Origin of the sequence: Pseudomonas sp. BJa3 (genome assembly GCF_026343815.1) — a bacterium.
In the GTDB taxonomy this organism is placed as follows: domain Bacteria; phylum Pseudomonadota; class Gammaproteobacteria; order Pseudomonadales; family Pseudomonadaceae; genus Aquipseudomonas; species Aquipseudomonas soli.
In genome coordinates this window covers 53,651-66,149 of the sequence record NZ_JAOXMC010000006.1, presented here as the reverse complement: position 1 = coordinate 66,149, position 12,499 = coordinate 53,651, and the positions used below count along the sequence as shown (strand labels likewise).

Sequence of the window (12,499 nt, the reverse complement as noted above, 5' to 3'; positions counted from 1 at the left end):
TCAGTGAATATCTGAGGCAAGGTCATCACAATGCTCCGGTTCATTCCATTCAAAACCGGGGGCTGAAATTCCTCCCTGCTCTAGAGGGAGGCCGAGGTAGAAACTCATCTCTGATGTGCGTAGATGGCCGAGCTCCTCGGTGAGGATTTGGAGGGCTTCTCGGTCGCTGAGTCCTGCTTGTGGCGCGTTCTCCAAGCGCCATGAATATGAGCGAAGCAATTGGGCAAACCATTTATTCTCGCCATTGCAAGAGAGGGCATGGGATGACAGGGTGTGCTGTGCTGCAGGGGGTTGCTTACCGGTCAGTTGGTAATACCTAGTTTGCACGTAAAGCTGTCGTAACCCATGAATTGTATGGAGTCCGGCCGCCCTAATTTGATTTTTATAGTGTTTGAGCTGCTGCGAATACGAGAGGTGACTGGGGATTAGGCTCGACGTACTACAGAAGTCGTGAAGCTTCCTCAACAACGCTCGTTGCTCAAGCGTTCGAATTGGGATAGTCCTACTACGTCCTCCCAGTACCCAGGATGCATGTAGCACGATGAATCCGTTCCCTTTATCTGCCTCGGCAACGCGGAATTTAATCGACTCCTGACGCTTTAGGCCGAACTCAGCCTGTAAGCAGAGGCTGAACTGGGTATAGCGGTCATGCACCCGCTCCAAAGCTTCCACCGTCACATACGACGCTTGGCGGGGAGAGCGTTGCTCAATACCGAGGTCAGTCGCCGTCACTCCAGCAATGGCAGAGTGGCCGATCTTCATACACGCCCAGCGCAGAAGTGCTACACGGCTTCGAATTGTGGCCGAATGTATGCCATCGTTTTTCCATTTGGTCACCAAGGCGTGTAGATGTTCCTGAGCGATATGATCAGCGCGCAGGTTTCGGTAGCCGAGCTCTCGTAGCTGTCGCGCTGAAAGGCCGAGAGTGACTCGTCGCATCGCCTGGGTAGCAGAAGAACAGTCGCGATTGTGTTTTTGAGTCTCTAGCCAATCCTTCTCGAGTTTGTCCATAAAGCCTTCTCTCAGTGGATGTCTGAGGAAAGGTCAACACACCGGCCCTATCCGTTCCATTCAAAGGCGAGGGCTGAAATTCCGTCCAGATATCCGGAGCGGTCGCAACGTCGAGGATGAGCGGTAAGTGTTAGTTCCTGTCCCAATCACTGAGTGAAGGGAGCTGGCCAAGGCCAGGATCGGAACGACGTTGCTTATGACCTAAGGAGGTCGCCGTAACGAGCGGACTCGGAGAGTCGCGGTTACGGAAATGGTGCGCTCAATCCCAGGGGACGAGCTGCAGCCAACTGCACGCTGAGCCGGTGCAATGTCGTGTCCACGACGACGGCCTGACCGAGGTCAGTTGGAGGGGCACCCTACGGTGGACCACGTAGAGGCGGCTCGTCTGAGCCGATGTAGTTTTCGCGCCTACAACGACTCAGTTTTACGTCCAGAGCTGGACGACCCTCAATTTCACGAGCAACAGCCGAGGGCTCTGTTGATCGCCTGGCGTGACGCCGCCAGGAGTCGGGCGATGAATCATCGCTACCAGGTCGCCAACCCCGGAGCGTTTGCCGCCTCTGACGAGTGAATTCACAGATCAGAGGTGGCGACGATGCAGCACCAGAACTGCTGGCTGGCTGCATCATCTCCCGCAAGCGAAATCGAGAATTTCCGATCCTGCTTACGGTGAGAATTAGGGCCATCACTTGGCCGTCACCAGAAAAACATATCCAATAAGTCGAAGCAAGCCAAAAGACTGCTCTGGAAATAAAATTGGCTGTAAGCCCCGTGTAGCGGGGCTTACAGCCTGAAAGGCAAGCCTCAGCGGGTGCATTTATGCACCCGCGTTTGGGCCCGCTTTGCGGGCCTACGCTCTGCGTCACTACCTAATGGTAGTGACGCAGAGCTATCCCACCTCACTGCCAGACCCATGCAAAAAGCACCCAAAGCGCCCCAGGAATGCCCAAGAGATCCCCTTTCCTACCCTTTTGCGCCGTTGATCGTCTCAAAAAGGCTCGGTGAAAAATCCCCTTCTACGCCTTTTCCCGCCATTTGTTGCCTTAGAAAACACCCAAATATCCCTTTTCCCGCCCTAAGCCGCCCTGAGCCAAATCGGCGCTCTTAGGCTCTTCAAGGGATTTCAGCTGCCGGTTTTGGCTTGGATGTTGACCCATTCCCTTGCAGATTCCCTTTTCGGGTTAACTACTGGGAAGTCAGATTCATGAAACCGCTATGGCTGATGGCCGCATGCATTGTGCTAACCCTCGCAGGATGCATTGACACTCGACCGACAAAAGGCGTGTTCGCGAGTACCGCTGTATGGCGAGCAGGGTACGTTTTACTCGAGCTAGCTAATGATCATGCCGTTATGCGGTGGTTCGATGACCAAGGACGGGAGAACCGCCGCCAGGAGTTCACCGTTGAGTTGTGGAGTGGGAGAGGAGGGCTCCAATTGACTGGAGCAGATCAATTTGTGCTGAGATGGGATGGTACTGGAGGTTTTGGTTGTCTGGGATGCGCAAGGCATATCCCTTCAGAATGGGACCCTGTCAGTCAGTGATTGCATGATGGCGAATTGATGCTATTTTCTGGCGCCGTATTTTCGACGTACAGGAGAATAGATCGATGGAACATGTTGGATACACCCTGGCCCTCTGTGCCCTTGTCACTGGCGTAATGTCGGGCCTCTACCGGCAGTACGCTCTCATGCTGGTCAATGCCTGCGCACTTGCGTTCTTGGCCGAACGCGGAGAGGCCGCCCACCACTGGGTGTATAGTTTCGGCAGTGGGTTGATTGGACTCCTCATCTGTAGCCTGGTTGCTGCCCATGTTGGGTTCCTCGCGTCACGTTGGATTCCGTGGGCGCTGAAAGCTATGGGCGCAAAGAAAGCTGAGAGCCAAGAGACCTGACTCGCTTCGTTTTTCAGACTGGCTGCGCTACGGTGGCTAAGGCCTCTTTCGCTAAGCGCGCCTCGTGTCGTGATAGGTTGCTTGTCTCACCTGGAAATGGACGACGTTACCGCGCTCATCGGGACTACGTTTGCGAATAGGGGCCGTCCGGCATTTCAGTTGGATGGCGATCGAGTTGCCTGTCAACTTATCGAAGAAGAGCACATGTAGCCCGCCATCATCGGCAAGAGGTTGGAAGGGCGACAGGCGCCCTTTACTAGCCTTCATTACAGCATTAACTAGCAGATTCTCGCCGATTGTGCCGATTTGTGTTGAGGATAACGGCATCTTCGGCGCTCACTGCTCGGTGGATTGAATAAACGCACCAAGCTTGTCGAGATCATGTGACCAGAACAGGGAAAGCCCCCGAGTTTGGGCCTGTTCAAGGTTCAAGACTTTGAACACACCTGCCAGCGCTGCTGCAGGTACAACTTGTGCTGTTCCGAATTGCTTGATCCAGTACTCGGCCTTAACTGCAGCATCGTTGTTCAGGCGTTTCACGCTGTTGGTTGCGCTGTTTGACACCTTGCATTCGATAGCCATGAGCCGGGTGTCATGCAGGCGCACCACAACGTCGGCCTTGCGTTCGCCGAGCAGGCATTCTGCACAAAACTGCATGGCCTGTGGCCCTTTGACGATAGTATTGATCGCAACGGCTGGAACTTCGGTGAACCCTAAGCTACGAAGGTACTCTTTCACCTTTGTTTCTTGGTTTTCTTTGCCTTCGTTTCGTCTCTCAGTTGCGATGCGCTGAGCAGCCAATAGTACTGACGACGCAAGCAAAGCTGCCTCGCGCTGCTGATCAGTTGGAGAGCTACCGGCCTCCATCCACGGAAAACGATGCGGATCGATGACGCGCTCAATAACTGCAAACACCTTGCGGAGCGCTTCGGGATTCTTTTTGAGAATCCCCGGTGCAATGGAGTCGACATCGGCGATGACTTGGAGGTCATCATCGGAAATCGGAGGCCCGGCTAGATATCGCAGAGCTTCACCTAAGCCAAGGCCATACGCTTCAGCCAGATTTGCGTCGGTTATTGCCCCGGGGTTGAGGTCGCTCAGCTTCCCAAAAAGAAGCTCGAATTTACCCCTGGCTTGGTTGTAATGCGTTTCCCAAGAGCCAGAAACAGCGAGGCGTTCAGCCCGAAACTGCGCAGCAGAAGTTGATGCGTCTTCGGCAAGTTCATCTGCTGTCCATCGTGGTGGTGCGCTTGTCATGCAAGAAGTGCTTCCAGGCTTGGGATGCGCAGGCGCTCAATTTCCTTGGGCTCGAATTTGGTCAAGCCTCCGGCATAGGTTCTGCCGCTCCCTGTGTTGATATTTGTATTGAGCCACGTCACGAGGCGAGCCATAACTCCGTCATCCAATTGCTGGCGCGGATAGAGACCGTGTGCAATGTTGATGTGCCGAGCATCGCATGCATTAAGTGTGAACTGCGGTGGGCGACGTGCCATGTATGTGCACAGAATCGGGGCGGGGGCTTTGAGGCCGACTGACCACCAGGCTTTGCGATGTTGTGCGATGTAACTTTGATCCGCCCCGTTGAGTTTTGCCCAAGTCAGGAAGGCATTGATGCGCTGGCGCTCATCCTTAGTGAAGTCGTCGAGTTCGGCAGGTAGGTCGATAACGCGACGCAAGTCCTTAGCCGAGTGTAGATGCGCGCCTGCCTGGATTAAGTCCTTGGCTTTGGTAACAGCCGGCAGTTTGACTCGATCGGGCAGAGTCTTTGCGTGCTCGCCGGCAATCCATATGTCGTTTGCGCCCGTTACCTGACCCCGATGTACACGAAATAGTTCGCCAAGCTCAATGTCCCCGCTTGTGATCGGCTCTGATGGCCGGACAATAATGGACCATCGTGGCGTGGCATGCAGGTGCTCTCGGGGGATGTCGACTCCCTTGCTCAAGCCGTTAAGGCGTTGAAGTTTGTCGACTGCTCGCACCCGCACTGGGCCGGTTGTTTCTCCGACACGGAAGCATGTGATTGCGGCTGTGGTTGCTGTGCCGGGGAAAGCTTCAATTGTCGGCTCAAGCACATGTACGGCGGTTCCTCCCAGTTCATCAAGCAAGAGCCGGCGAAGCGCTGAACCGTAGTTCACATCCATCCACTCGGCCGATGTGATGAATGCACCTATGTCGCCCGCTTTGGCGAGCAAGCGCGTTTTTAGGAAAAAATGCAGGTGCAGGCCGGCAAGAGCGCTTGCCTTAATACCTAGGTCGGCGAAGTTAGAGGCGTACCATGATTTCCAGTCCTCGCCGATGTCGTGGTGTCGCACGTAGGGGGGGTTGCCGATGAAGGCGGTCATGCCAGAGCAACGTGGCAGTTTGACCTCCCGATAGTCCTTGACTAGCACTGTCACCCGATCGGTCCAGCCACGAGCACTCAAATTGGCTCTCAACATCAGTGCGGCAAGTGGGTCCATCTCTACGGCCACAAGTTGGGCGTTAGGAAAGGCGTCTCCTGCAGCCATGATGAAGCGGCCTGAGCCTGCGCCTGGATCGACTATGCGAGCCGGCGTACCTTGGCTGGACAACCAAGTCATCATTGAGCGAACGATTGGCGCAGGTGTATAGACCGCCCCGGCTGCACGACGATCAGTTGCAGAGCGGATCGATGAGAACGCTTCGCCAAGGGGGTCGCGCCCGCGCAAGATTGCCTTACGAGTGGCCTCGATATCCCGAGAATTGAACGCCAACGTCGGAGCGGTCTTCACAAGCTTACGTTCAGCCACAGACATGCGCCCCTGCTCCTCAATGAGGGCAAGGCACAAGGCCACGAGCTCCAATTCCGTCTGCACTTTCATTTTCGTTTTCTCTTGGGCCTTGCGAACAGGTCGGCCTGGCCTTGTAGCTGCTTTTCCGTAAAGGCGCGCATGAAGTCACGCAGCACATCAGAGGCGTGTCGGTCTTGGGCGCGGCAAGCCTGCACGAATGCTTCGCGCAACGCTTTTTCCACCCTGATGCGCATTCCGGAGTCTTTGAGAGTCATCTTGGTATGCTAGCAAGCGGATACACATTTGTGTATCCAAATCGACCTATCGCTCAGCCTAGCTCCTGTGAAGCTAGGGCATCGTTATCCACACATATCAAAAGCTATTTCTAGAATTTATCTCTAACGGGGTGACACCTATGGCACTTGTCAAGGGGCCTCATGGGACATGGGTGGCACCTATCACATCTTGAGATGCGTCAGCTATGACATGTGTCACTGATGTCAGGTGTCATGAGTGTCATCTGTTCTGTAGATACGCTCAACCCGCCGTGCGAGAGATCCAAACTGGGGCGGGAGTTTTGCTGCTTCCTTCAACGCAGCAGTGGAGGGCATTGGAGCCGGCTCAAAAGTAAGGTTCTCGCTGTTAACCTCATAGGTAATTTCCACCCGCTCTGTGCGCTCCACCGTAACGCTCAAGCGTCTCAGGCCGCCCTCTTGCTTAAATAGATCCATCAATTGGCGTACGCCGCTGGGGACGTACGGCCATTTCGCGATCATTTCCCCGGCGTCGTCGATTCGGAACTGCTCCTGCACCTGGTAGTGGTTTTTCCGTCCTGTGCGCCCCCGAGTTATCCATCCTTGCCTCTCTAGGGCGTCCAGGTCACGCATCACCTGTCGAGGGCTTCGACCAGAGAGTTGAGATAGTCGATCAATTCCTACATTGCATAGCCCGGTGTGGTGATGAGAGTGCGCTTTTACGCATAGAAGCGTGGCGACTGCTCCACTGGGAAGTTTTGCAAGCTCCCCCCTGTGGATACGTGATTTGAATACATGGAACCACCCTGGCGAGTCCCCGGTGGGCGAGATATTAGCGCTCAATTGTTCAGGACGATCATCAGCCATCATGACGGCTCCCGGCCATGATCGTGGCCATATCGCAGGTACGAAAGTAGACCCGACGCCCGAGCCGGATCTTGGTGGCATTGATCTGACGAGCGAATTCCGACTGGGTTGTCAGCGCGAATCTCAGTCCACCAGGGCTACGATGGAGCAGTTGTGCCAACTGCTCCAGAGTCAGCAGGGGACCAAAGGTTTCGAGGAGGTGTTGTTCGAGGGAGTCAGGTGTCATGGGACATATCCAGTTGATGGGTATGCCCTAACAGTGGAAAGTGAGTGCCCTCTTTTTCGTGGTCCACCAGTCCCGCAATGCAGTTGAAGCTAGTTTCGCATGCGAAACTGGCAGGCAACGGTAGTTACTGTTTGTTTATGCTATCCAGCCTGCCAACCAGATCCTCGGCGCGTAGATGCGTATAGCGCCGGAGCATCTGCATCGATTTGTGGCCGCTGATGGCTGAGACCTCCTGGTCGGATAGTCCGCCCTCAACCAGGCGACTAACAGCCTCGTGCCGCAAATCATGAAAGCGCAGATCGGCTAGGCCTAATCGCTTCTTGATCAAGCTCCAGGTTTTGGTGAACGCATAAGGACGGCGCTTTTGGTCCCTGCCAGGTTCACCGAAGAACACCAGGTTGCAGTCCTTTGGCCGGAGTGGATTGTCCAGAGCCAGGCTGAAAGCGGCTGTGGCGAGCCTGGTCAGTGGAACAGTGCGGGCGCTGTTGTTTTTGGTGTCGGAAAGGCGCGCTACGCGCTTTCTCAGATCAACTTGATGGCAAAGCAGGCCGGTGATTTCTGAGGAGCGCATACCGGTTTCCAGTGCGATGCACACGATCCAGCCCAGCATGGGATTGCTGTGATTGTTCACTGCAGTCAGAAGGCGTCGCTCTTCATCCTGGGAGAGACGCCGATCCCTACCTTCTCCCGGACTCGGTTTGCGGATGTTTAGGACTGGGTTGAAAGTGAGTCCGAGTCCCCATTCCTGGATCGCTACTGTGAATAGATGGCTAAGCAGGGCCAGTTCGAGCCTTACGGTATTGTTGCTGGTTGGGCGGCCGCGCTTGGTGATGGATGAAAGGCGAGTATCGCGGTAGTCGGCAATGATGTCGGCAGAGAGAGCTGCCAGAGAGTATTTGCCCAGATGCTGGATCAATTGCTGAGCCTTGGTGGTCTCGGCCTTCTGTGTGGATGCCTTCTTCGTTGGGGTGATCTCACGAAGGTAGCGTCCCAAGGCTTTCTCAAGTGTCATGCGCTCGGAGCCACTGCGCTGGATGTAGACACCGCGCACCATTTCATCCTCGGTGCGGCGCGCCCAGTCCTCGGCGTCGCGCTTGGTTCGGAAATTCTTTGCAGTGGTGGGCCAGCCGGTTTTGCGGATAACCGCTTTCCACGTGCCGGCATTAGTTTTGACGATGGTGGCCATCAGAATACGGTTCCAAAGTTAGGTTGGGGTAGCGGCTGCGCTGAGTAGCGGTATCGACGTTTCCGCTAAACGAGGTTCAGTGCTGCGTACGTCCTAACAGTGGAAAACGAGTGCCCCATACAGAGGCTCTGCGGGTTCTGTGAGGCCAGCTGACGAGGGGGAAAGGAACACTTCGACCCAATCTCGAAGCAAGACGAGTCGGTGCTGCTGTACTGGGCCGCACCATTCGTCTTTGAAGTGATGCGTCCGGGCAATGGGTTCGGAAGGCTTTGAAGGAGGTTGGATGGCCTTCTTTGGAGAGGAAGGCTTTCCGGATACAGGGGAGGGTTTTGACGATCGTGGCCATCTGAGAAGGACTCCAAAGGTAGGCTGGCGTGCCAGCGCTGTACCGTTTTCGTACCTTTGGACCAAAGGACTGATCCGGGTGCCACGACCGTAGAAAGCGCAAAGCCGCGCAGTGCGCGGCTTTGAAGGTGGTGGGCCCACACGGACTCGAACCGTGGACCAAAGGATTATGAGTCCTCTGCTCTAACCGACTGAGCTATAGGCCCTCAGCAGGAGCGCTGGATTATAACGAGGGTTTCGATAGCGTGCCATCCGAAAGATCCGTTTGTGCTATGCGAAGAAAGGTCGCCGCGAATTCGTCCGGCGGCAGGGGCAGGCTGACGATATAGCCCTGAATCTGCTCGCAGCCTTCGGCGGCGAGGAAGCGCTGCTGCGCCTGGTTCTCCACGCCTTCGGCAATGATCGTCAATTGCATGCTGCGGCCCAGGGCGATGATCGCGCGGGCGATGGCGGCGTCGTGGGGATCGTCGGGCAGGCCGCGGATGAACGACTGGTCGATCTTGAGGATGTCCAGCGGCAGGCGCTTGAGGTAGCTGAGCGAGGAGTAGCCGGTGCCGAAGTCGTCGATGGCCAGCTGCACGCCCAGCTGCTTGAGCTGATGGAGCACGCTCAGGGCTTCCTCGGCCTGGCTCATGATGAAGTTTTCGGTGATCTCCAGCTGCAGATCGCCCGCCTTGAGCTGGTAGTTGCGCAGCAGTTGCTCGATGCGCCGGGCCAGGTTGGGCTGGCGCAGCTGGGCTCCGGCGAGGTTGATCGAGAGCGGGCCGAAGGCGTGGTAGGTCTTCTTCCAGCTGTGCATCTGCCGGCAGGCCTGTTCAAGTACCCAGTCGCCAAGCTGGAGAATGGTGCCGTTCTCCTCGGCCAGGTGAATGAACTGCTCGGGGGGCACGTCGCCGAAGGTTGGATGGGTCCAGCGAATCAGGGCCTCGGCGCCCACCAGGCTCTGGGTCTTGAGGCTGAACTTGGGCTGGTAGCACAGGCTCAGCTCGTTGCGCTCGATGGCGCGGCGCAGTTCGTGCTCCAAGGCAATGCGCTCGCTGGCCTGGGTGGTCAGTTCGCGAGTGTAGGCCTCGACCCGGTTGCGGCCCTTGGCTTTGGAGCGGTACATGGCGGCGTCGGCGTTGCGGATTAGGTTGGCGACATCGGTGCCGTCTTGTGGGTATAGGCTGATGCCGATGCTGGCACTGGTGAAGAACTCGTGCTCGCCGGCCTGGAACGGTGCGTGGAAGCCGGCCAGCAACTTGTTGGCGATGGCGCTGGCATCGCTGGGCTTGTGCAGGCCGGGCAGCAGGATGATGAATTCGTCGCCGCCCAGGCGGGCCACGGTGTCGACATCACGCACCTGCTCCTTGAGGCGCTGGGCGATACCCTTGAGCAACAGGTCGCCCACCGGGTGCCCGAGGCTGTCGTTGATGTGCTTGAAGCGGTCGAGGTCGAGGAACAGCACCGCGCCCTGGCGGTTGGAGACCTGGGCGCAACTGAGTGCGGCCTGCAGGCGGCTTTCGAACAGGGCGCGATTGGGCAGGCCGGTCAGCGGGTCGTGGTGGGCCTGGTAGTCGAGCTTGGCCTGGGCGTGCTTCAGACTGGAAATGTCGGCGAACACGGCGACGAAGTGGGTGATCTCGCGTTCGTGGTTGCGCACGGCGCTGATGGTCAGCCAGCCGGGGTAGAGTTCGCCGTTCTTGCGCTTGTTGTAGATTTCCCCCTGCCAGTGACCTTCGGCGGTCAACTGGTGCCACATGGCGACGTAGAAGGCGCTGTCATGTTGGCCGGAGGCGAGCAGGCGCGGGGTCTGGCCGAGGGCTTCGATTTCGCTGTAGCCGGTGATTTCGCTGAACGCGCGGTTGACTGCGCTAATGCGCTGGTCGGTGTCGGTGATCAGCACGCCTTCGGCGGTGTTCTCGAACACCGTGGCGGCGAGTTGCAGTTTCTCCTGCATCAGGTGGCGTTCGGTGATATCGCGGGCGATGGTCAGCATGCAGTCGACGCCGCCAATGGGCAGTGGTCGGGCGGACAGTTCGCAGAGGCGGATCTGGCCGTCGCTGCGGCGGATGTGGCAACTGAAATCGCGCACGAAACCGTCACGCTGCAGTTGATCGACCAGGCGCTGGCGCTCGTTGAGGTCGACCCAGATACCCAGGTCCAGCGAGGTCTGGTCAACCGTTGGGCTGATGTCGTAGCCGGTGAGGCGGCAGAAGCCTTCGTTGACCTCCAGCAGCAGGCCATCGCTCTGGCGTGACAGCAACAGGCCATCGGGTGAGGCATGGAAGGCCTTGGCGAACTTCTCCTCGGAGGTCTGCAGTTGCTGCTGGGTTTCCTTTAACTGACTGATATCGCGGATCGCCACCACCAGCGCCGGCATGCCGTCGAGGTCGAAGGTCTCGGCCGAGGTCAGCCCGGTGAACAACTCGCCGTTGTTGCGGCGGAAGGTCATTTCCAGGTTGCGGATGCCGCCGCGATGCAGGCGTTCGAGCAGGGCCGGGCCGGTACCGGCCACGCCCCACAGGCCGAGCTCGGTGGCGGTGCGGCCGATCACTTGCGCCGGGCTCAGGCCGATCAGTTCCTCGAAGGCTTCGTTGACCTCCAGCAGGCAGCCGTCGCTGTGTCGGGCGATGATCAGGATGTCCGGGCACTGCTGGAACACCGAGGCGAACTTCTGCTCCGACAGGCGCAGGGCATCTTCGGTGTGCTTGGTTTCGCTGATGTCGATCATCAACCCACGCATCAGCGACTTGTGGCCGTGTTCGATCATGCTGACGATGTTGCGTACCCATAGCGTATGGCCGTCGGCGCGGATCACTCGGTAATCGAGGCTGTGGTCGCGCCCGGCGGCTGTTTCGCTGTCGCAGTAGGCCTGCGCCCACAGGGCATCTTCCGGGTGCAGGATGCTGCGCCAGAAGCCCGGCTTGAGCCATTCTCCCGTCGGGTAGCCGAGCAGGTCCTCGGCGTGCGGCGATACATAGCTGTAGCTGAAGTCGTTGGCATCGGCTTCCCAGGCCACCGCTGACAGGCTCTCGATCAGGCCGCGGTAGTGGTACTCGCTGCTGCGCAGTTCCTGTTCCAGGGCGATGCGCCGGGAAATCTCCGAGCTCAGCCGGCGGTTGATACGGATCACCACTGCCAGAATCGCCATGAGCACCAGCATGGCCGGCAGGCCGTAGAGCAGCACGTCGTGCCAGAAAGTCCTTTGGTCGACGACGTTGCCTACCCAGCGCTGCTGTATGTGGCTGACTTCGCTACTGCTCATGTCGGCGATGACCTTGTCGAGGATGCCAACGAGCATCTTCTGTTCCCGCGGCACGGCCATGGCCAGCTGGTAGCGGTATGGCGTTTCACCGCTTACATACAAACCATCCAGCTTGAGTTGGCGAAGGCTCCAGATGCTCGAAGCGAGGTCGCCGACCACGGCGTCTACCTCATCAGTAGCCAGGGCCTGCAAGGCGGAGCTGACATTGGGCATGGCCACCAGGTTGAGGTCCGGGTGGTGGGTGCGCAGCAGCTCATGAGGGGCATAGTTCTCCACTACGGCGATCTTCAGGCCATAGAGGTCCTTGAGGTTGCGCGGTTGCGCGCCGCCGGAGTGGGCGAGGATGACGATCGGGAAGTCCAGGTAAGGACGGGTGAAGGCCAGGTAGGCTTGCCGTTCCGGGGTGGACATGATTCCGGGGAGCAGGTCGAGCTGGTTGCTACGTGCCTGTGCCAGGACTTCGGTCCAACTGCTGGGCTCGATCGGCTTGAGGGTTATCCCCAGGCGTTCCTGGATCAAAGCGATGTAATCGGCGGCCAATCCCTGGTAGCGACCTTCCTGGTCGCGGAATTCGAACGGCGGCCATGAAGCATCGACGCCCAGGCGCAGCTGCTGGTGGGCGCTGAGCCAGGCTTGTTCCTCGTCGGTCAGGGTCAGGGCGCCGGCCGTTGTGTTCCAGGCGAGCAGGATCAGCAACAGGAAGGCCGGCATCAGGGGCAT

9 protein-coding genes and 1 tRNA gene are annotated in these 12,499 nt (G+C 57.8%); all 10 read right to left on the bottom strand.

Annotated features, from left to right (window positions below):
- The gene (locus tag OH705_RS08675) at window positions 1-1,011 is read right to left on the bottom strand and encodes a phage integrase N-terminal domain-containing protein (protein ID WP_061303886.1); all 1,011 of its coding nucleotides are present in this window, start codon (window positions 1,009-1,011) and stop codon (window positions 1-3) included.
- Window positions 1,012-2,547: 1,536 nt separating this feature from the next.
- The gene (locus tag OH705_RS08670) at window positions 2,548-2,823 is read right to left on the bottom strand and encodes a hypothetical protein (protein WP_126589873.1); all 276 of its coding nucleotides are present in this window, start codon (window positions 2,821-2,823) and stop codon (window positions 2,548-2,550) included.
- 417 nt (window positions 2,824-3,240) lie between these two features.
- Window positions 3,241-4,161: a XamI family restriction endonuclease gene (locus OH705_RS08665; RefSeq protein ID WP_043269318.1), complete on the bottom strand. Its 921-nt coding sequence runs from the start codon at window positions 4,159-4,161 to the stop codon at window positions 3,241-3,243.
- Window positions 4,158-5,744: an Eco57I restriction-modification methylase domain-containing protein gene (locus OH705_RS08660; RefSeq protein ID WP_267301865.1), complete on the bottom strand. Its 1,587-nt coding sequence runs from the start codon at window positions 5,742-5,744 to the stop codon at window positions 4,158-4,160. The genes OH705_RS08665 and OH705_RS08660 overlap by 4 nt, the downstream gene beginning before the upstream one ends.
- A complete protein-coding gene (locus tag OH705_RS08655) occupies window positions 5,741-5,908 on the bottom strand; it encodes a plasmid-related protein (protein ID WP_267301864.1) in 168 nt (55 codons plus the stop codon). Before OH705_RS08655 ends, OH705_RS08660 begins: the two co-directional genes overlap by 4 nt.
- Before the next feature lie 246 nt (window positions 5,909-6,154).
- Window positions 6,155-6,775, bottom strand: a complete 621-nt coding sequence (locus OH705_RS29120) for a helix-turn-helix domain-containing protein (protein WP_323873487.1) — start codon at window positions 6,773-6,775, stop codon at window positions 6,155-6,157.
- The gene (locus tag OH705_RS08645; protein ID WP_126589876.1) at window positions 6,768-7,001 is read right to left on the bottom strand and encodes a DNA-binding protein; all 234 of its coding nucleotides are present in this window, start codon (window positions 6,999-7,001) and stop codon (window positions 6,768-6,770) included. The genes OH705_RS29120 and OH705_RS08645 overlap by 8 nt, the downstream gene beginning before the upstream one ends.
- A 124-nt stretch (window positions 7,002-7,125) precedes the next feature.
- Entirely contained in the window at window positions 7,126-8,187 is a 1,062-nt protein-coding gene (locus tag OH705_RS08640) for a tyrosine-type recombinase/integrase (RefSeq protein ID WP_267301861.1), read from the bottom strand.
- A gap of 474 nt (window positions 8,188-8,661) precedes the next feature.
- A tRNA-Ile gene (locus tag OH705_RS08635) sits at window positions 8,662-8,738 on the bottom strand.
- Window positions 8,739-8,755: 17 nt separating this feature from the next.
- Window positions 8,756-12,499 (bottom strand): EAL domain-containing protein, encoded by a 3,744-nt coding sequence (locus OH705_RS08630; protein WP_104444582.1) that lies wholly within the window; start codon window positions 12,497-12,499, stop codon window positions 8,756-8,758.

Bases quoted from the DNA above. Each gene is read 5' to 3' on its own strand.
- OH705_RS08675 (WP_061303886.1), bottom strand. From the start codon at position 1,011: ATGGACAAACTCGAGAAGGATTGGCTAGAGACTCAAAAACACAATCGC.
- OH705_RS08670 (WP_126589873.1), bottom strand. From the start codon at position 2,823: ATGGGCAGCAACCAGGCTACAGATGAGGAGTCCAATCAACCCACTGCC.
- OH705_RS08630 (WP_104444582.1), bottom strand. From the start codon at position 12,499: ATGCCCCTGATGCCGGCCTTCCTGTTGCTGATCCTGCTCGCCTGGAAC.
- OH705_RS29120 (WP_323873487.1), bottom strand. From the start codon at position 6,775: ATGGCTGATGATCGTCCTGAACAATTGAGCGCTAATATCTCGCCCACC.
- OH705_RS08640 (WP_267301861.1), bottom strand. From the start codon at position 8,187: ATGGCCACCATCGTCAAAACTAATGCCGGCACGTGGAAAGCGGTTATC.
- OH705_RS08665 (WP_043269318.1), bottom strand. From the start codon at position 4,161: ATGACAAGCGCACCACCACGATGGACAGCAGATGAACTTGCCGAAGAC.
- OH705_RS08660 (WP_267301865.1), bottom strand. From the start codon at position 5,744: ATGAAAGTGCAGACGGAATTGGAGCTCGTGGCCTTGTGCCTTGCCCTC.
- OH705_RS08655 (WP_267301864.1), bottom strand. From the start codon at position 5,908: ATGCGCATCAGGGTGGAAAAAGCGTTGCGCGAAGCATTCGTGCAGGCT.
- OH705_RS08645 (WP_126589876.1), bottom strand. From the start codon at position 7,001: ATGACACCTGACTCCCTCGAACAACACCTCCTCGAAACCTTTGGTCCC.